The 18,831-nt window shown below is 73.0% G+C and carries 17 protein-coding genes; 9 read left to right on the top strand and 8 right to left on the bottom strand.

Annotated features, from left to right (window positions below):
• Positions 1-34 precede the first annotated feature (34 nt).
• On the top strand, positions 35-1,168 hold the full coding sequence (locus ACIBI4_RS03535; RefSeq protein WP_399201859.1) for a winged helix DNA-binding domain-containing protein: 1,134 nt from the start codon (positions 35-37) through the stop codon (positions 1,166-1,168).
• Between the two features lie 31 nt (positions 1,169-1,199).
• Here ACIBI4_RS03535 and ACIBI4_RS03530 read toward each other — a convergent pair whose 3' ends face one another.
• Positions 1,200-2,531, bottom strand: a complete 1,332-nt coding sequence (locus tag ACIBI4_RS03530; RefSeq protein ID WP_399201858.1) for an enolase C-terminal domain-like protein — start codon at positions 2,529-2,531, stop codon at positions 1,200-1,202.
• Between the two features lie 68 nt (positions 2,532-2,599).
• Complete coding sequence (locus tag ACIBI4_RS03525; protein ID WP_399201857.1) at positions 2,600-3,571, bottom strand: 5-dehydro-4-deoxyglucarate dehydratase; 972 nt, start codon at positions 3,569-3,571, stop codon at positions 2,600-2,602.
• Positions 3,572-3,839: 268 nt separating this feature from the next.
• Here ACIBI4_RS03525 and ACIBI4_RS03520 point away from each other — a divergent pair, with 268 nt between their 5' ends.
• Positions 3,840-4,706: an alpha/beta hydrolase family protein gene (locus ACIBI4_RS03520; protein WP_399201855.1), complete on the top strand. Its 867-nt coding sequence runs from the start codon at positions 3,840-3,842 to the stop codon at positions 4,704-4,706.
• A gap of 19 nt (positions 4,707-4,725) precedes the next feature.
• On the opposite strand, the gene ACIBI4_RS03515 is transcribed toward ACIBI4_RS03520, so the two are convergent.
• Complete coding sequence (locus ACIBI4_RS03515; RefSeq protein WP_399201854.1) at positions 4,726-5,898, bottom strand: PucR family transcriptional regulator; 1,173 nt, start codon at positions 5,896-5,898, stop codon at positions 4,726-4,728.
• A 184-nt stretch (positions 5,899-6,082) separates the two neighbouring features.
• Here ACIBI4_RS03515 and ACIBI4_RS03510 point away from each other — a divergent pair, with 184 nt between their 5' ends.
• From ACIBI4_RS03510 to ACIBI4_RS03500, 3 genes are all read left to right on the top strand, one after another.
• Complete coding sequence (locus ACIBI4_RS03510) at positions 6,083-7,567, top strand: long-chain fatty acid--CoA ligase (RefSeq protein WP_399201853.1); 1,485 nt, start codon at positions 6,083-6,085, stop codon at positions 7,565-7,567.
• Positions 7,564-9,021 (top strand): carboxylesterase/lipase family protein, encoded by a 1,458-nt coding sequence (locus tag ACIBI4_RS03505; RefSeq protein ID WP_399201852.1) that lies wholly within the window; start codon positions 7,564-7,566, stop codon positions 9,019-9,021. Before ACIBI4_RS03510 ends, ACIBI4_RS03505 begins: the two co-directional genes overlap by 4 nt.
• 112 nt (positions 9,022-9,133) lie before the next feature.
• Positions 9,134-9,724, top strand: coding sequence for a two-component system response regulator (locus tag ACIBI4_RS03500; RefSeq protein ID WP_399201851.1), 591 nt, complete (start codon positions 9,134-9,136; stop codon positions 9,722-9,724).
• Positions 9,725-9,840: 116 nt separating this feature from the next.
• On the opposite strand, the gene ACIBI4_RS03495 is transcribed toward ACIBI4_RS03500, so the two are convergent.
• Positions 9,841-10,713: an LLM class flavin-dependent oxidoreductase gene (locus tag ACIBI4_RS03495; RefSeq protein WP_399201850.1), complete on the bottom strand. Its 873-nt coding sequence runs from the start codon at positions 10,711-10,713 to the stop codon at positions 9,841-9,843.
• A 98-nt stretch (positions 10,714-10,811) separates the two neighbouring features.
• On the opposite strand from ACIBI4_RS03495, the gene ACIBI4_RS03490 reads away from it, so the two are divergent.
• Positions 10,812-11,543 carry a class I SAM-dependent methyltransferase gene (locus ACIBI4_RS03490; protein ID WP_399201849.1) on the top strand — a complete coding sequence of 244 codons (732 nt, stop codon included), beginning with the start codon at positions 10,812-10,814 and terminating at the stop codon, positions 11,541-11,543.
• Here ACIBI4_RS03490 and ACIBI4_RS03485 read toward each other — a convergent pair.
• Together ACIBI4_RS03485 and ACIBI4_RS03480 are read right to left on the bottom strand one after the other, a co-directional pair.
• Positions 11,531-12,313: an N-formylglutamate amidohydrolase gene (locus tag ACIBI4_RS03485; RefSeq protein WP_399201848.1), complete on the bottom strand. Its 783-nt coding sequence runs from the start codon at positions 12,311-12,313 to the stop codon at positions 11,531-11,533. The genes ACIBI4_RS03490 and ACIBI4_RS03485 overlap by 13 nt on opposite strands.
• 85 nt (positions 12,314-12,398) lie before the next feature.
• Complete coding sequence (locus tag ACIBI4_RS03480; protein ID WP_399201847.1) at positions 12,399-13,433, bottom strand: DUF3048 domain-containing protein; 1,035 nt, start codon at positions 13,431-13,433, stop codon at positions 12,399-12,401.
• A gap of 303 nt (positions 13,434-13,736) precedes the next feature.
• Here ACIBI4_RS03480 and ACIBI4_RS03475 point away from each other — a divergent pair, with 303 nt between their 5' ends.
• Positions 13,737-14,165, top strand: a complete 429-nt coding sequence (locus ACIBI4_RS03475; protein ID WP_399201846.1) for a hypothetical protein — start codon at positions 13,737-13,739, stop codon at positions 14,163-14,165.
• Here ACIBI4_RS03475 and ACIBI4_RS03470 read toward each other — a convergent pair.
• The gene (locus ACIBI4_RS03470) at positions 14,070-15,026 is read right to left on the bottom strand and encodes a DUF3048 domain-containing protein (protein ID WP_399202029.1); all 957 of its coding nucleotides are present in this window, start codon (positions 15,024-15,026) and stop codon (positions 14,070-14,072) included. The two genes, ACIBI4_RS03475 and ACIBI4_RS03470, sit on opposite strands and share 96 nt — an antisense overlap.
• 150 nt (positions 15,027-15,176) lie before the next feature.
• Positions 15,177-15,893 (bottom strand): GntR family transcriptional regulator, encoded by a 717-nt coding sequence (locus ACIBI4_RS03465; protein ID WP_399202028.1) that lies wholly within the window; start codon positions 15,891-15,893, stop codon positions 15,177-15,179.
• Positions 15,894-16,107: 214 nt separating this feature from the next.
• On the opposite strand from ACIBI4_RS03465, the gene ACIBI4_RS03460 reads away from it, so the two are divergent.
• Both ACIBI4_RS03460 and ACIBI4_RS03455 read left to right on the top strand, forming a co-directional pair.
• The gene (locus ACIBI4_RS03460) at positions 16,108-17,130 is read left to right on the top strand and encodes a BMP family ABC transporter substrate-binding protein (RefSeq protein WP_399201845.1); all 1,023 of its coding nucleotides are present in this window, start codon (positions 16,108-16,110) and stop codon (positions 17,128-17,130) included.
• The gene (locus ACIBI4_RS03455; RefSeq protein WP_399201844.1) at positions 17,127-18,794 is read left to right on the top strand and encodes an ABC transporter ATP-binding protein; all 1,668 of its coding nucleotides are present in this window, start codon (positions 17,127-17,129) and stop codon (positions 18,792-18,794) included. The genes ACIBI4_RS03460 and ACIBI4_RS03455 overlap by 4 nt, the downstream gene beginning before the upstream one ends.
• Positions 18,795-18,831: the final 37 nt, after the last annotated feature.

Below are 18,831 nucleotides of genomic sequence, written 5' to 3'. Positions count from 1 at the left end.
GTGTCCCGGCGTGCCGAGTCGGCATACTGCCCCTGTGACCCACCTCGGCCCGCGCCGCCTCGCCCTCGCCACCCTCGACCGTCAGATGCTCCTGGAGCGCCGCGCGGTCGACTCCGTCGAGGCGGTACGCCAACTCGGTGCGTTGCAGGCCCAGTCGCCCGCCTCGCCCTACCTCGCGCTCTGGAACCGCGTCGCGGACTTCGACGCCGGGGCGCTCGACGCGGCCTTCGCCGACGGGCGCGTGGTGAAGGCCAGTCTGCTGCGGATCACGTTGCACGCGGTGCACGCCGAGGACTATCCGGCGTTCCACGCGGCGATGGCGAGCTCCCTACGGGCCTCCCGCCTCTACGACCGCCGCTTCACCGACACGGCACTCACGGCCGAGGACGCCGACGCGCTCCTGGCCGACCTCACCCCGTACCTCCGCAGCGAGCGGACGAACGCGGACGTCGAGGCCGAGGTCCTGCGGCGCGTGGGCGAGGGCTGCGAGCGGGCCTGGTGGGCACTGCGGACCTACGCATCCCTGCACCACACACCCACGGGCGGCCCCTGGTCCTTCGGCCACCGCAACGCGTACCGCCTCGCACCCGGCCCGCGCGACCTCACGCCGGAAGAAGGCGTACGGCACCTTCTCCTGTCGTATCTGCGCGCGTTCGGACCCGCCACCGTGCAGGACTTCGCCCGCTTCACGCTGCTCACCGGCGCCACCGTGAGGAAAGCAGTCGACGGGCTCGGCGACGCACTGGTGACGGTCGGCGGTACGGCACGCACTCCGCTGTACGACCTGCCCGGCGCGACCGTCCCCGCCGAGGACACCCCTGTACCGCCGCGGCTGCTGCCCATGTGGGACAGCTCGTTGCTCGCGCATGTGCTGCCGGGACGGTTCATGCCTGCCGAGTACCGTCCGGCGGCGGTGCGGCGCAACGGGGACGTGCTGCCCTGTCTGCTGGTCGACGGGACGGTCGCCGGAGTGTGGCGGGCGCTCGACGGCGGACTCGAACTCACCGCGTTCCGCCGGCTCACCGCCGCCGAGTGGCGCGGTCTGACGGAGGAGGCCGAGGGCCTCATCGGCTTCCTGGCCGACCGGGAGCCACGGGTCTACGGACGCTACGGGCACTGGTGGGACAAGGGCCTGCCCGGCGTCGAGACGCGGATCGTCAAGGGCTGAAGGGGGTACGCGGACAGCGCGCACCCCGACTTCACCTCACCAGACAGGGCCGCTTCGGGTCGAACTCCCAGCCCGGTACCAGCCGGCGCATGCCCACCGCGTCGTCCCGCGCTCCCAGTGCCTTCTCGCGGTACAGCTCATGCGCGGCCAGCAGCCGGTCCCAGTCCAGCGTGACGCCGAGCCCCGGGGCGTCCGGGACCGCGATCTCACCGCCCACGATCCGCGGCGGCTCGGCCGTCAGCCGCTCCAGGCCCTCCTGCCAGATCCAGTGCGTGTCAAGGGCGTTGTACGCGCCGGGCGCCGCCGCTCCGCAGTGCGTGACCATCGCGAGCGAGATGTCGAAGTGGTTGTTGGAGTGGCAGCCCCAGGTCAGCCCCATCGCGTTGCACAGCTGGGCGACGCGGACCGAACCCCGCATCGTCCAGAAGTGCGGGTCCGCGAGCGGGATCGAGACCGACTGCAGGGCGAGCGCGTGTGTCAACTGCCGCCAGTCCGTGGCGATCATGTTGGTGGCCGTGGGCAGCCCGGTCGCCCGCCGGAACTCGGCCAGAACCTCACGCCCCGAGTAGCCGTCCTCGGCGCCGCACGGATCCTCCGCGTACGCGAGCACATCACCCAGGGGCGCGCACAGCTCGACCGCCTCCCGCAGGGACCACGCCCCGTTGGGATCGAGTGTGATCCGCGCGCCGGGGAAGCGCTCCTTGAGGGCGCGGACCGCCTTGACCTCCTCGGCGCCGTCGAGAACCCCGCCCTTCAGCTTGAAGTCCCGGAACCCGTACAGGTCGAAGGTGGCCTCGGCCTGGCGCACGATCGCCTCGGGTGTCAGTGCCTCCTCGTGGCGGATGCGGTACCACGCGTGCGCGGCGTCCGGCTCCCGTACGTACTCCAGGTCGGTGCGGTCCGGATCGCCCACGTAGAAGAGGTAGCCCAACACCCTGACAGAATCGCGCTGTTGGCCGTCGCCGAGCAGTGCGGCGACCGGGACCTCCAGATGCTGTCCGAGGAGGTCGAGCAGCGCCGACTCGATCGCGGTGACCGCGTGCACCGTCGTCCGCAGATCGAAGGTCTGCGCTCCGCGGCCCCCCGCGTCCCGGTCGCCGAACCGCTCGCCGACCGCCCGCAGCACCCGCTGGTAGTCGCCCAACGTGGCGCCGACGACCAGCGGTTCCGCGTCCCGTAGCGTCTGCGTGATCCGATCGCCGCCGGGCACCTCACCCAGGCCCGTCCGGCCCTGCGAGTCGGTGAGCACGACGATGTTGCGCGTGAAGTACGGGCCGTGCGCACCGGAAAGGTTGAGCTCCATCGAGTCGCGGCCGGCGACCGGGTAGACGGCGAAGGCGGTGACGGTGGGCTGAGGTGTCATGGGTCCCCTTCCGGGGGTGCGGCGTGCGTGGTCCGACGGGTGCGGATCGCGGGCGGCGGAGGCGGGGTCTAGCGGTCGGCGGCCAACTTGAGCCCGAGGTCCAGGAGTTGCTGCAGTACGGCGAGATGCTCCGGTGACGGGTCCGTGAGCGGCGCCCGGACCGGACCGACGGGGAAGCCGCGCAGGCGGGCCGCGGCCTTGACCAGCGAGACGGAGTAGCCGGGGGTCGTGTCCCGCAGTTCGACCAGCGGGATGTAGAAGTCGCGCAGCAGCGTCCTCGTGGTCGCCGTGTCGCCGGAGTGCAGCGCCGTGAAGAAGGCGCCGGCGATCTCGGGCGCGAAGGCGTGCACGGCCGAGGAGTACGCGGGGACGCCGACGGTCGCGTACGCGGCGGCCTGGATCTCCGCGGTGGGCGCGCCGTTGAAGAAGAGGAAGCCGTCGGGCGCGGCGAGTGTCAGGCGCTGCAGCCGGTCGAGGTCGCTGTGCCCGTCCTTGAGTCCGATCACGCCCGGGATCTCCGCGAGGGCCCTGACCCCGTCGGCGCTGAACGTGACCTGGCCGCGCTGGTAGGCGATCAGCGGGAGCGAGGTGCCCGCGGCGATCCGGCGCACCTGCTCGACCAGGCCGGCTTCCGGCGCGTTCACCAGGTAGTGCGGCAGGACCAGCAGCGCGTCCGCGCCGGCCTCCTCGGCGATCCGCGCGAACCGCAGGGCCTGCGCCCAGCCGTAGCCGACGCCCGCCACGACCGGGAGCCGTCCGGCGGCGATCTCGACGGTCGCCTCGACGACCGCGCGGTACTCGTCCTCGTCCAGCGCGTGGAATTCCCCGGTTCCGCAGGCGGGGAACACGGCGCCCGGTTCGCTCGACAACTGCCGTTCCAAGTACGCCCGGTAGCCCGCGAGGTCGAGGGCGCCGTCGGCGTCGAAGCTGGTCAGCGGGAAGGAGAGCACACCGCGTGCCATGCCGTCGCGGAGGCGGCGGATGGTCCGCTCGTGGTCGTGGTGGTCGCCGTGGTCGTGCGGGGCCCCGTGGTCCGTCATGAACCTCATCCTCATATGTAGACGGTGTTCGCGTATGAAGATGGAGGCTAGATCCGTGAACAGGCTCCGGTCAATGGGGCGGCGGAAACGTCCGGCCGTCACGGAGTCCGCCAGGGTGCAGCGCGGGCGTCGTGGGGGCGGCTCGTTGGGCGAACTCCCAATGAGATCCGCCGAGTTGCTGTGCACCTGCCGGGGGACGGCACAGGGCGGTGCGGCGCATCATGGGCGATCAGTCACCCGCCGTACGCTCTCGCCCCCAGGAGTGCCGATGCCTGTCGCCCGTACCCGTCCGAAGCTCGCCGGACTGCTGCTGTCCGCCGCCCTCGCCCTGTCCGTCCTGCCCGTGCTCCCCGCGACGCCGGCGCAGGCCGCCACGCCTGCGTCTGCCACGGAGTCCGCCTCGGCCGACTGGGGCAGCCCGGGCCCGTACGAAGTGCGGGTCGACATCGAGGCCGTGCACACCTTCTACTACCCCGCGGACCTTGCCGCCTCCGGCACCCGGCACCCCGTGGTGATCTGGGGCAACGGCACCGGCGCCGTACCCGGTGTCTACAGCGGGCTGCTGCGCCACCTCGCGAGTCAGGGCTTCATCGTCGCCGCGGCCAACACCCCCACCTCGAACTTCGCGATCACCATGCGCGCGGGCATCGACGTCCTGGAGCGCCGCGACGCCGACCCGGGCAGCAGGTTCCACGGCAAGGTCGACCTCGACCACATCGGCGCCGCCGGGCACTCCCAGGGCGGGGCGGCCGCGCTCAACGCGGCGGTGGACGACCGCGTGGACACCGCCGTGCCGATCCAGCCGGGACCGCTGGCGAGCGCCGACGCGATGGACGAGCCCGTCTTCTACCTCGCGGGCCAGTACGACCTCACCGTGCCGCCCGTGCTGGTCAAGGCGTTCTACGCGGACTCGGACCATGTGCCCGCCGTCTACGGCGAGGTACGCGGGGCCGGCCACCTCGGCAGCATCGGCGACGGGGGCGACTTCCGCGCCCCGGTCACGGCGTGGCTGCGCTACCAGCTGATGGGGGACGCGGAGGCGCGCGCCGAGTTCACGGGGCCGGGCTGCGGTTACTGCGGCGATACGGAGTTGTGGTCGGACTGGCGGCGCAACGCCAAGGCCCAGGCGCTGTAGGACGCGGGGACCGGCCGGGTCAGCGCGGTACCTCCGCCGCCCGCAGGGCGAGCGCCCAGCCCAGGCGGGCCTCGCCCGACTCGGCCGGCCAGCCCGTGAGTTCGCAGACCCGCAGGATGCGGTTGAGGACCGTGTTGCGGTGGCAGTACAGGAGGTCGGCGGCGCGCGAGGCCGAGCAACCGGTGTCCAGCCAGGTGCGCAGCGTCTCCAGGAGCACCGGGCGTTCGGCGCCGCAGTCGAGCACGCCGCCGAGATAGCGGCCGAGCAGCCGGTCCGCGATCTCCGTGTCGCCGGCGAGCGCCGCCTCCACCAGGCGCTCGTCGAGCTGCGCGGCCGTCGCACTGCCCGGCGGCAGGGTCCGCAGCGCGCGCTGCGCGTGCCGCAACGCCGTGTCGGCGCAGGCCAGTTCCTCGAACGGCGGGGAGATCCCGGCCGTGCCTCCGGGATCCTTGCGCAGGACGTCGGTCAGTTCGTCGGGGTGCGCCGGCCCGAGCCGTACGAGGCCCACGTACTGCTCGGCGCGCGTACGCCAGAACGACCACATGCCGACGGCCTGCAGCGCGGGCTCCGGGTTGGGCGGTGCGGCCGGGTTCTGGTCGATCACCACCACCGCGTAGCGGTCGCGCGGCGGCAGACCCAGCGTCGCCGCGGCCGCGCCGGCCACCGCCGGATCGCTGCCGCGGCCCTCGAGGAGCGCCGCGAACAGGGCGCCGCGGCGAGAGTCCTGGCGGTGGTGCAGCTCGATCTGGGTGAGCCGGTAGGCGTCCGACATGACGGTCGAGAACCGGTCGATGGTCTCCCACAGGGCGCCCGCCACATCGGGGATCAGCTCGTGCTCGGCGCCGTCCCGCAGCGGTCCGGCCATGGCCTGCCACAGGACCCGGCCGCCGCGCCGGTACGCACGCAGCACCGTGTCGAGCGGCATGCCCTGCTCGGCGCGGCGGCGCCCGGTCTCCGTGGCGGCCGCCTCCAGGTCCTCGACATCGTGGGGCAGGTCCCCGAAGTCGCTGAGCGCGCGGACGAGGTTGTCGTGGCAGATCCCGTGCAGATCCGCCACGGACACCGGACGCCCCGACGCGTACGCCGCACTGTGCGCGCGGATATCGGCCACCACCTGACTCGTGAGGTGGTCGATGTCCGCGAGCAGCGTCCGCGCGAGCCGCCGCCGCAACGCCTGTTCCCGTTCGCTCATGCGCGCACCTTAGGCGGCTGCCCTGCCGCAGGGGAATGCCCGGTGATTCTGCCCACGGAGTACGGGGGCACCTTGGGCAATCGCCCATGGCCCCGCAACCTCCGGTCGCGGAAGCTGACGGCGACCCCGTCCAGGCGCGTGCCCACCCGGCCCGCACCCGCCCCGTACCGCCCGAGGAGCCCCCGTGCAGCTGAGCATCGCCACCGTCCTGCAGGATTCCGCAGCCCGGCATCCCGAGCGGACCGCGGTCGTCGAGGGCGGGGAGCGGATCGGGTACCGGGAGCTGTGGCGGCAGAGCCTCGCCTTCGCCGCGGAGCTGCGGGAGCGCGGGGTGCGGGCCGGTGACCGGGTCGCCGTGCTGCTGCCCAACACCGCGGACTTCCCCCGCGCCTACTACGCGGTGGCCGCGCTCGGCGCGACCGTCGTTCCGGTGCACGCACTCCTTCTCGCCGACGAGGTGGCGTTCGTGCTGCGGCACAGCGCGTGCCGGGTGATCGTCAGCGGCGGGCCGCTGGGCGCGGTCGCCGAGGAGGCGGCGGCGGCCGTCGGCATCGAGGTGGCCGAGGTGCGCACGGACCGTGAGCCGCTGCCGTCCGCGGTCCCCGCCGCACCCGAGGACCTCGCCGCGGTCCTCTACACCAGCGGCACCACGGGCAAGCCCAAGGGCGCGATGCTCACGCACGCCAACCTCGTCCTGAATGCCATGGTCTGCGCCCAGGACCTGCTCGGCCTCACCCCCGACGACGTGGTGCTCGGATGCCTGCCGCTCTTCCACAGCTACGGCCAGTCCTGCACCATGAACGCCACGTTCCGGGCCGGCGCGACCCTCGTCCTCACCCCGCGTTTCACCGGGCCCGGTGCGCTGGAGCTGCTGGTCGAGGAGGACATCACGGTCTTCATGGGGGTACCGACGATGTACCACGCGCTGACCGAGACGGCGGCCGCCGATCCGCGCCGCCCCGCACGGCTGCGGCTCGCGGTGTCCGGCGGCGCGGCGCTCCCCGTCGCCGTCCTCGAACGCTTCGAGAAGGACTACGACACCGTCGTCCTGGAGGGCTACGGCCTCACCGAGACCTCACCCGTCGCCACCTTCAACCAGCTCACCACCGGACGGCGCCCCGGCACCGTCGGCCACCCGGTATGGGGCGTCGAGGCCGCCGTCGCGGACGCCGAGAACAACGCGCGGACCGTGCTGCTCGACGACGGGGAGAGCGGCGAGGTCGTCATCCGCGGGCACAACCTGTTCGCCGGCTACCTCGACGACCCCGAGGCCACCGCCGCTGCCGTCGTCGACGGCTGGCTGCGCACCGGCGACATCGGCGTACGCGACGCCGACGGGTTCCTGCGGATCGTCGACCGCAAGAAGGACCTGATCATCCGCGGCGGCTTCAATGTCTACCCGCGCGAGGTCGAGGAGGTGCTCGCCCGGCACCCCGCCATCGCCCAGGTCTCCGTCATCGGGCTGCCCGACGACGCACGCGGCGAGGAGATCTGCGCCGCCGTCGTGCTCCGGCCCGGGGCCGACGCGGACGAGGCGGAGATCGTGGACTGGGCGCGCGAGCGGCTCGGACGGCACAAGTACCCCAGGATCGTCCGCCTGTTGACGTATCTGCCGCTCGGCCCGAGCGGCAAGGTCCTCAAGCGGGAGCTGAAGGAGATCTGCGGATGACGATCGTGGCCACCGCGCACGGCAAGGTGCGCGGCACGGAGGAGAACGGCGTCGCGGTCTTCCGCGGCATCCCCTACGCGGCGGCCCCGTTCGGCGAGCACCGCTTCGCGGCGCCCGCGCCCGTCACCCCTTGGAGCGGTGTCAGGGACGCGCTCGCCTTCGGTCCCACCGCGCCCAAACTCCCGTACACGCCACCGCTGGACGCCCTCCTGCCGGACCCCGACATCGCGGGCGACGACTGCCTCAACCTCAACGTCTGGACCCCCGCGCCCGGCGCCGGACGGCTGCCCGTGATGGTGTGGATCCACGGCGGCTCCCTGCGCAACGGCTCAGCGGCCCTCGACGTCTACGACGGGCGGGCCTTCGCACGCGACGGCGTCGTCCTCGTCTCGCTCAACTACCGGCTCGGCATCGAAGGCTTCGGTGTGTTCCCCGACGCACCCGCCAACCTGGGGCTGCGCGACCAGATCGCCGCCCTCACCTGGGTGCGCGAGAACATCGAGGCGTTCGGCGGCGACCCGGAGAACGTGACCGTCTTCGGCGAGTCCGCGGGCGGCATCAGCATCGCCGCGCTCCTCACGAGCCCGCACGCCCGCGGCCTGTTCCGCCGCGCGGTCATCCAGAGCGGCGCGCCCATGGCCCTGCCCCGCGACAAGGCGCGGCGCACCACGGCCGCCATCGCGAAGCGGCTCGCAATCCCCGCCACCGCACGGGACTTCGCCGCCGCGGACCGTACCGCCCTGCTCGCCGCGCAGGGCGACGTCACCCGCGGCGGCAACCCGCTCACCGGCAGCGCCGGATTCCAGCCCGTCATCGACGGCGACGTCCTGCCCGACGACCCGGCGCGCGCCCTGGCCGCCGGCGCGGCCGCGGACATCGATCTGCTCCTGGGCACCACCAGCGAGGAGTACCGCCTCTGGTTCCTGCCCTCGGGCGTCGCCGACCGCATCGGCAGGCTCACGCTGCGCCTGGCCCTCGCCAAGTTCCGTATCCCGCAACGAGCCGCCCGGCTGTACGCAGCAGGGCGGCCGGGCGCCAACCCCGGCGAGGTGCTCGGCGCCATCGCCACCGACAAGCTGCTGCGCATCCCGCTGTACCGCCTCGCCGACGCACGGACCGCAGGGCCTACGTCCGCACACGCACCGACCGCGGGGCGTACGTACCTCTACGAGTTCGCGTGGCGGACACGGGTGCAGCGGCTCGGTGCCTGCCACGCGCTCGAACTCGGCTTCGTCTTCGACACGCTGGACACCGACGAGGCCCGCGCCCTCACCGGCCCCGACGCCCCGCAACCCCTCGCCGACGCGATGCACCGCGCCTGGGTCGCCTTCGCCACGACGGGCGATCCCGGCTGGCGGGGCTGGGACGCGGCACGCCCCGTGATGACCTTCGACGCGGACGGTACGGAGGTGACCGAGGCGCCCCGCGAGGCCGAACGGGCCCTGTGGGACTGATTTCTGTCGGTGAGCCAGCTCTCAGTGCGCCCCTTCGTTCGCCCTTTCCGCATATGCGCCTGCGCGGCCCCGGGCGGCCCTACCCTGGACAGGTGAGCGAGGGGGCAGGGGTATGGCGAGTGGTGAGGAGAGGGTGCTTCTTGTCGACGACCATGAGGACAACCTGTTCGCCCTGGAGAGCGCGCTGGCCCCGCTCGGGCAGCCCCTGGAGCGGGCGACCAGCGGCAATGACGCGCTGAAGGCGGTCCTGCGCGGCGGGATCGGCCTCGTCCTGCTCGACGTGGTGATGCCGCAGGTCAGCGGGCTCGACGTGGTGCGCTACATGCAGCGCGTGGAGCAGACCCAGCACATACCGGTGATCCTGCTGACCGGGTTCGGGCGCGACAGCGAACTGGCGCGCGTGGCCTACCGGCTGGGCGTCGCGGACCTGGTGATGAAGCCCGTGGACCCCTGGGCGCTGCGCACGAAGGTGCGCTACCTCCTGGCCCAGCGCCGGCGGATGCAGGCGCTCGACATCCAGGTGCAGCTCCAGGACGTCGAGCTGCGCTCCCTGCGTTCCCAGCTCGATTCCGTCCACGCCCCGCACGCCTCCGCACCGCTGCCGCACCCGGACGTACGGGTGCCGCAGCAGCCCGGGCCGCACGGGACGGAGACGGGCGGGCGCCATCAGGAGACGCAGTACGCGGAGGAGGGCGAGGGCTGAGCGGGCTCGCCGGGTGGGTGAGCACCCGCCCCGCGCAGTCCATGCCGGGTGGGTGAGCACCCGCCCCGCGCACTCCAAGCCGGGTGGGTGAGCACCCGCCCACGCAGCGCATGCCGCTACCCGACGAGCGGACGCACTTCCTCCGCCACGAACCGCACGAACCCCACCGGATCCGGCTCGTCCGCGGTCGGCTGCAGCACCACCGAGTCGGCGCCCGCGTCGGCGAGCAGCTCGACGGCCTTCGCGACGGCCGACGCGTCACCCGCCGCGCCCGGTCCCGGAGTCATCTCCAGGCCGTCGCGGGCCAGTTCGGCCCGCAGCCGGTCCTCGGCGCCCGGACCCGTCGCCGCGCTCATGTACACGACCACGTGATGATCGCCCGTGCGCCCCGCCTCCGCGCGGCCCTCGTCGATCAGCCGCAGCCCGGCCCGCAGCGTCCCCGGTGTCGTGGACGCCTCGAAGATCGTGCCGTCCGCCGCCGCACCGCTCAGCCGCACGGTCCGCGGCCCCTTCGCCCCGGCGAAGACGGGCGCGGGCGCGGCGGGCGGCCAGTCGAGGGCCACTCCGTCGAGCCGTACATACCGGCCCTCGGTGGTCACGCGCTCACCGCGCAGCAACGCCCGCATCGCGTCGAGATGTTCGCGCAGCAGCGTCAGCGGCGACTCGGCGCGTGCGCCGACCTGGCCCATCCAGCTCTGCACCCCGTGGCCCATGCCGAGGATGAGGCGGCCGGGGAAGAGGCGGTGCAGGGTCGCGGCCTCCATCGACGCGATGGCCACGTTGCGCAGCGGCACGGGCAGCAGCCCCACCCCGACCTTCATGCGTTCGGTCCAGGCGAGAGCGGCCGCGGCGGTGGCGATCCCGCTTTCCAGGAAGCAGTCCTCCCACAGCCAGAGCTGGTCGAGTCCGGCGGCCTCCGCGGCCAGGGTCACCTCACGCAGTTGCTCGGGCGGACATTGGGGGCGGAACACGGCGCCAAGGGATGTCATACGTCCCTTCCTACCCGGGCCGGCGCCCCGGAAGTAAGGCCTTTCGGCAACGGGCACCTGCACTCCGCGCGGACACCTTGGACTTATCCTGGCGCGTGATGTTCGATCCCCAAGGTCCCACGCTGCGTGAACTCGCCGTTCAGGCCCTCTCCTCCGTGGAGCACGGCTACGACCTCCTGGCGCCGAAGTTCGACCACACCCCGTTCCGTACGCCCGAGCACATCCTCGACTCCGTCGCCGAAGTCCTGCGCACCATCGGCCCGTTCGGGCACGGCCTCGACCTGTGCTGCGGGACGGGCGCGGGCGCGCGGGTGCTGCGGGAGGTCTGCGAGAAACGGGTCGCCGGGGTGGACTTCAGCGCGGGCATGCTCGCCGAGGCGCGCCGCGGGACACCCGGGGGCGCCGACTGGGTGCGCGGCGACGCGCTCGCTCTGCCCTTCGGCGAGGCCTTCGATCTCCTCGTCAGCTTCGGCGCGTTCGGCCACTTCCTGCCGTCACAGCGCCCCGCCCTGTTCGCCGAGGCCCACCGCGTCCTGCGCCCCGGCGGCCGCTTCGTCTTCCCGCTCGGCGCGCCCCCGCCGGTCCGCTCCGGCCTGTACTGGATGCTGCTCGGCTTCGACGCAGTGATGCGGGTGCGCAACGCGGTGTGGCGGCCGCCGTTCGTCATGTACTACCGGGGCTTCCCGCTCGCGGAGGTCGCCGCCGAACTGACCCGCACCGGCTTCGACGTCACCCTGCGCGACCTGCCCGGCCTCGGCCGCCGCCCCGACGGCTCCCCGCGTGCCCGCGCGGTGATCGCCACCAAACCCCCGCAGTCTCAGGAGAGCTGAGCCACCAGCTCGCCCAGCGCGATCCCCAGCTTGCGCAGCCCTTCGCCCGCCTCGCCGCCGGGCTCGCTCATGTACAGGTCCCGCCGGATCTCGATCATCAGCGCCCGCACGCGGGTGTCGTGCCCGTAGAACCTCAGCGGAACGTACGTCCCGGCGAACGGCGAGTTCACCGCCGTACCCCCGAAGCGCCCGAACACGTCCTCGGCGCACTCGAGCAGCTCCGGCGGTGTGTGGAAGGCGTCCGTCCCCAGGCAGACGGGCGGACGCGGGCCCTCGCCGTGGAGTTCGTACGGGAGCGCGCGGCTGGGGTACGAGTGCACATCGATCACCACGGCACGTCCCGCCGCCGCGAGCCGCGCCTCGACCGCGTCCGTCATCGCCTGCGCGTACGGAGTGAAGTACCGCTCGACGAGCGGGCCCGGGTCGAAGCCGTCGGGCCGCAGCACCTCGCGGTGCGTCGTGCGCGTGTACACCGCGCCCATGCCGACCGCCCGCATCTCCTCACGCTCGTCGGGGAAGCGCTCGGGGTCCACGACAAGGCGGGACAGCCGGTTGACGAACCGCCAGGGCGCTGGCCGTGCCGTGTCCGCCGCCCATGCGGCGATCCGGTCGGTGTGCGCGTCGGTGATGTGCCGGGCCTCGGCCGCCAGCGCCTCGTCGTCCAGGACGATGTCCCGCCGTACCGCCTCGGGGATCTCCCATGCGCCGTGCGGCACATGCAGCAGCACGGGCGAAGCGGGCGCCCCGGGCAGTACCTCGTAAGGGATCACCGGCTCACCCTAGGCCTGTCCGGCCGCTCACGACACGCCCGAGCGCGGCACCCCGGGCGGGGCGCCGCGCTTCGGCGGGTGCGGCTCAGGCGTCCTCGTAGACGATCCAGACCTGGCCCTTTGCGAACGGCATCGGCTTGCCGCCCTTCTGGATGAACTTCGTGCCGCTCTTCGTGTTCGGCCGCATCCACCACGACTTGTACGCCTTGCCGTCCCGCAGGACCGTCGCCCAGCCCTCGCCGACGGTCTTGATGTACGGGGTCACGGCGCCGTTGACGTCGCGGTACTTCGACGGCGGCATCTTCACTTTCTGGATCACGATCGTCCGCGCGCTCATCTGCTTGCCGTTGCTCTGCCACGCGGGCGCCCCGTCGAAGCGCACGTACCAGCGCTTCTGCGAAGGCGACCAGCGGAAGGTGTGGCTCGCGGAGGCGTAGCGCACCGTGCGCTCGGCCGTCCGCGTACCGCCCTTGGGCGCCGGTCCGAAACGGAAGCCGATGTCCTTCGGCTTGTGGGCACGCGGCGCGGACTTGAGGACCATGCCCGGGTTCACGAACAGGTTGTGCGGGGCGTTGCGGCCCGGGGCGCGGTAGTAGGCGCGGGGGAGTGCGCCGTGCGAGCGGACGTAGATGGGCGAGTCCTTGAGGAACTTGTGCAGCGAGCTGCGCACCCCGGAGTACGCGAGCGCGGGCCGGCCGAACTGTTTGAGCAGCTCCACGTCCGACTCACGGGCGCTGCGCACGGGTCCGACGGCGCGCGGGATCTTGCTGGAGTACACGCCCATGAGGCGGCTCATCCCGCCCTCGACCTTCTCGACGTAGACGATGTCGGCCTTGTCGAGGTTGTGGTGCGGCCGGGCGCCGCGCGCGTTGTCGAACTTCACGGCGAGCACCGGGCCCTGTTCGGCCATCAGACCTGTGTACGGCGAGATCTTCCGCGGCGCGCCGCCCTGCGCGTCCGCCTCCGGTGCGCTCGCGTCGGGCGCCGCGGCCGCCGGGCCCTGCGACGGTACGGGGTCGGTGTCCGCGGCGGGCGCGGCGCCGAGGGTCAGGGTGCCGGCGGCGAGGAGGGCGAGCAGAGGGACCGCACGGCGACGGCGTCCGGTCGTGGATGAGGACAAGTCGGGGCTCCTTCGAAGGGCGCGCCCGGCAGGCGCGCGGCGGTTTGCAGGCGCAGCCTTCCTCCGCCGACGCCGCCGCGAATCAGTTCCGGCCCGGTGATCGCCTGATCGAGAGGGATGTTTAGGCGGTTTTGCCGCATTTTTCGGCCCCAGGTTGCGGAGTGCGGCCCGCTGACCTCCATGCATGACAGCACCCGCATGCGTCCGCACTCCCCGTCAAACTAATTGGCCATGCCATCTATCTCCGCGGCTTCCAGCATCGACGGACGAACTGCCACCGAAGTGCGAAGGATCACCATGGCCATGGAGGCAAGGCATGCCGCACCGCGCGGCACGCGCAACGGCAAGGGCGGCGACCAGGGGAGGGAGGTGCGGGGCGCGAAGGAGCGGTCCGGGGCGAGCGCGCGGCAGAGTCCGGAGATGACGGTCGCGCAGGTCTCCGGTTCGGCGCTCGGGGTGGTCTCGGGCGCGCTCCTCGCGTCCGCCCTCGGGCTCTTCGGAACGGTCGCCGGCGCCGTGATCTTCAGCCTCACCGCGACCGTCGGCGGCTCCGCCTTCCAGCTCGGACTCCATCGCACCGGCCGCCGCTGCCGCGCACTGCACCGGCCCGCGGGCCGCACCTTCCGCCGGCGCAGCTCAGCGCGCGGCGACGTGCAGCACCCAGACCTGACCCTCCGCGAACGGCAGCGGCTCACCGTCTCGGTCGGTGTGGACCGTCGCTTCCTCGGCTGACTCCCGGCTCCACCGGCCCTCGTACGCCTTCCCGTCGCGCAGCACCAGCGTCCTGCCGCGCCCGACGGTCTCGGTGTACGGGGACACATTGCCCCAGCGGTCCTTGAACCGGGAGTCCCGCACGACGCCGTACTGCACCACGACCGTCGCCGGCGTCAGGTTCGAGCGGACGCCGTCCATGGACACCCGCCACTGACCGCGCGCCGCCGACCAGGTGAAGCCGTACCGCGCCGCCGGATAGCGGACCGTGTGCTCCGCCGCGGCGCGGCCGCCCGGCGGCGCGGCGCCGAAGCGCAGCCCCAGATCGGCGGGTTCCGCCTCCCGGTCCGGGGCGGGGTCCAGGCGCGCCGGGCGGAGGTAGAGGTTGTGCGGGATGGGGCGCGCGGAGGAACGGTAGTACGCGTTCGGTGCCTCGCTCGGCGAGCGCGGATACACCTCGGCCTTGTCGATCAGCGGCAGCAGCTTGCCCTGCGCGCCGGAGAACGCCAGCACCGGCTTGCCGTACTGGCGCAGCAGCTCCAGATCGGTCTCGCGCGCACTGCGCACCGGGCCGACCGCCTGCGGCAGACGGCTGCCCAGATAGACGGCGGCCAGCCGCGTCAGCCCCGACTCGACCTGCTCGACATGGACGACCGCGGCCTCGCGCAGCCCGGTGTGCGGGCGGGCCGGGCGGACGTTGTCGATCTTCACGGCGAGCACGGTGGGGTGCCGCACCGTGCGAGGCCGTGGCGCGGGCGGCGCGGAGGTCGTGGGGGGCGGCGACGGCGGCCGCGGGTCGTCGGTTCCGCCGCCGCGGTCGGTCACGGTGCAGGCGGCGAGGGCCGTCGCCGCAGGCAGCGCGAGGAACAGCCGGCGCCTCATGAGACGGGCCGGGTGCGGGACTTGGGGTGGGCCGTGCGCGAGCAGGGCTTCATGAGGTGACACGTACCCGGTCCGCCCCGCGCTCAGGCCGAACGAAGGTTCCCTTCCGCTTGTGTGCGAAGGAGGCCGGCCGGCAGGGGAGCCGGCGCGTCAGGAGGTCCGTCGCCGGCGGCGGGCCGCGACGGCCTCCGGGTCGATCACCGGATGCGCCCACTGCTCGGCCAGCGCCACCGACTCCGCGCGCCCGTCCACCACATGCGCGTGCGCCAGCGCGGCCGCGCGCTCCTTGTCACCGGCCGCGATGGCCTCGTACATCTCCTCGTGCTCGGCGCACTGCTGCGCCGGGTCGCGCTGCGCGGTGAGCCGGAAGAGCCAGTGCGTCCGCGCTTCGAGCGGGCGCATCATATTGCTGAGCAGCGGGTTGTCCGCCAGCTCCACGATGTCCGTGTGGAAGCCCGCGTTGGCGGTAGCGATCGAGCCGCGGTCCCCGGCGGCGATGGCGCTACGGGCCGACTGCAGCCGCTCCGCCAGCCGCGCGAGCCCGTCGGAGTCGGCCCGCTCGGCCGCGAGGCGCGCGGCGAGGGACTCCAGGGATTCGCGTACGTCGAACAGATCGCGCACATCCGCGGGTGTGAACGGCGCGACCAGCGCGCCCCGGTGCGGCACAAGGAGCACCAGACCGTCCGCCTCCAGCCGCCGCAACGCCTCGCGCAAGGGGATACGGGACACCTCCAGCTCCGCCGCGAGATCACGCTCCACGAGGCGGGCGCCCGGCGGGAGTTCGCCGTCGAGGATGCGCCGGCGCACGGCGTCGTAGGCGAGATCGCGCAGGGAACTGCGCCCCGCGCCCGCCGGACCGGCCGCCATCGCCACGCTCTTCCTCCGCTCGCCGTGGCCTCCACCCTATGCGGACGCCGCGGTGGGTGCGCACGGGCGATCAAGCGCGCGCGTACTGCTAACCGGCCGCTAACACGCAGGCAACAAGCGGCTCCCAGACTGAGGGCGCGTAACGGTATACCACTACCGGGCCCCAGGTGCTCCCGTCGGCGGCACCCGGGCCCCTCCCTCTGGAGGCACCCTCGTGGCACACATTCACACCCGGCGCGCCCTCGCCCCGGTCGCCCTCATCACCACCGTCGGCCTGCTCGCCCTCACCGGCTGTGGCGGCAACTCCACCGCCCAGGACGGCAGTTCGGGTTCAGGCAAGGGCACTCTCAAGGTGGGCGTGCTCTTCCCCGGATCCCTCTCCGACGGCGGCTTCATGGAATCCGCGTACCGCGGCTACGAGCGCGCCGCGAAGGAGCACCAGGGCAAGGTCGCCTTCAGCAAGGTCGAGCAGGTGCAGGCCGCCGACTACGAACAGGCACTCGTGCGCTTCGCCACCACCTCCGACCTCGTCATCTCCCTCGGCGGACAGACCGACGCCGCCGTACGGAAGGTCGCCGCACGCTTCCCCAAGGTCAAGTTCGCGGAGATCGGCGGCCCCGCCGACGGCAAGCCCACCGCCAACCTCTCCCTCTACGACCCGCAGCAGGCCGAGGCCGCGTATCTCTCCGGCGCCGCGGCCGCGCTCCTCTCCAAGAAGAAGACCGTCGGCTTCGTGGGCGGCGCGGAACTCCCCGCGATCGTCAACGCGGCCAAGGAGTTCGAGCGCGGCGCGCGGTCCGTCGAGCCGAAGGTGAAGGTGCTCACCCCGCAGTACGTCGGCGACTTCAACGACGCCGCCAAGGCCAAGCAGTCCGCGCTCGCCGACTACAGCGCAGGCGCCGACACCCTCGGCCAGATCCTCAACCTCGGCCAGAAGGGCGTCGTCCAGGCCGCCTCCGGACGCGGCGGCACGCTCATCGGCGGACCCATCCCCGCGAAGTGCGGCACCGAGAAGGCATACGCGGCGTACGTGGAGACCGACATCGGCGCCGAGATCGAGTACTCCACCGACCAGCTCGTGAAAGGCAGCTGGAAGGCGGAGGCCGTGCACTTCGGCCTCACCTTCGACGAGCCGCACAACGACCTTCACCTGTGCGCCGACACCGACCCCTCGGTCGCGAAGAAGCTCGACGAGGTGAAGGCGGACATCGCGTCCGGGAAGGTCACCACACGATGAGAGCGCCCGCTCTGGAGATCGCCGGACTGGTCAAGTCGTACGGCAGCCTGCGGGCATTGGACGGCGTCGACCTCGTCGTCGAGGCCGGCACCGTGCACTGCGTCCTCGGCGAGAACGGCGCCGGGAAATCCACCCTGTGCCACGCGGTGGCGGGCTCGCTCACGCCCGACGCCGGAACGCTGCGCCTGTACGGGGAGCCGTACGCCCCGCGCCGGCCCGCCGACGCGCTCGCGGCGGGCGTCGCCATGGTGCACCAGCACTTCTCGCTCGTGTCCACCCTCACCATCGGCGAGAACCTGCGACTGCTCCGCCTCCCCGACCTGCGCACACGGATCGAACACGTACGGACGGCCTACGGACTCGACCTCGAACTCGACGCCGTGGCCGGCCAGGTGCCCGTCGGAGTCCGCCAGCGCGCCGAGATCGTCAAGGCACTGCTCCGCGACCCACGGCTGCTCGTCCTCGACGAACCGACCGGCGTGCTCGGCCCCGCCGAGACGGACGCGCTCCTCGAGACCTGCCGCCGGATCGCCGACGCGGGCCACGCGGTCGTCCTCGTCACCCACAAACTCGGCGAGGCGGTACGGGCCGGGGACGCCGCCACCGTCCTGCGCGGCGGACGCGTGGCGGGGGACGGCGCGCTCACCGAACTGTCGGCGGAACGCCTCGTACCCCTGATGATCGGACGCCCCGCCGGAGGGCTCGACGCGACGGTGGCGGGGGCCGTCGGACTCGGGAAGGTGCCGGAACGTACCTGGGAGGATTCCATTGCCTCCCGGGGCACGGCCCTGAGTCTCACCGGCCTCACCGTGCGCCGCCCGACCGGCGCGTTCGCCCTCCGAGGAGCCTCGCTCGACGTCGGCTTCGGTGAGATCGTCGGGGTCGCCGGGGTAGAGGGGAACGGGCAGAGCGAGCTGATGGCCGTGCTCGGCGGTGCGCTGGCGCCGCAGGAAGGGCGCGTCGCACTCGACGGCACGGACCTGACGCGCGCCACCCCCGCGGTACGGACGCGGGCCGGGCTCGGGGTCGTGCCGGAGGACCGGCATCACGAAGGGTGCGTGCCCGCGCTGACGGTCGCGGAGAATCTGCACCTCGGACGCCTCGCACGGTTCCGGCGCCTCGGCGTCCTCCTCGACCGGCCCGCACTCGCCCGCGCCACGGAGACGGTGCTCGCCGAGCACGACGTACGGGCCCCGGGGCCGTCCGCGCCGATGGCCTCCCTGTCCGGCGGCAACCAGCAGAAGGTCGTCCTGGCGCGGGAGTTGGCCCTCGACCCGCTCAAATGCCTGGCCGCGTCCCAGCCCACGCGCGGCCTTGACGTCGGCGCGGTCGAGGCGGTTCACACCCGGATCCGGGCGGCCGCGGCGTCCGGCGCCGGCGTCCTCGTCGTCTCCGCCGAACTCGACGAACTCCTCGCCCTGTGCGACCGCGTGGTGGTCGCGTACCGGGGGCGGCTGCTCGGGCCGGTGGACCCGCGGGCGGCGGGTGCGCGGGAGCGGATCGGGGCGCTGATGGTGGGAGCGGAGGAGGCCGTGGGGGAGGCGGTGAAGGAGGCGGTGGAGGCGAGTGGCGAGGGCTTGGATGCGGCGCCGGCGCCCCTGGTGCCCGGACAGTCCCCTCCCGCCCGGGGGCCAAGCCCTTCCAAGGCTATCGGCCACCACTGACACCCGGCTCCGAGCCGCCAGTTCACGACGCGACGAG

Source organism: Streptomyces sp. NPDC050418 (genome assembly GCF_044458745.1).
Taxonomy (GTDB): Bacteria; Actinomycetota; Actinomycetes; order Streptomycetales; family Streptomycetaceae; genus Streptomyces.
The sequence above is the reverse complement of the archived record's forward strand: the minus strand, read 5'-3'. Positions and strand labels throughout refer to the sequence as shown.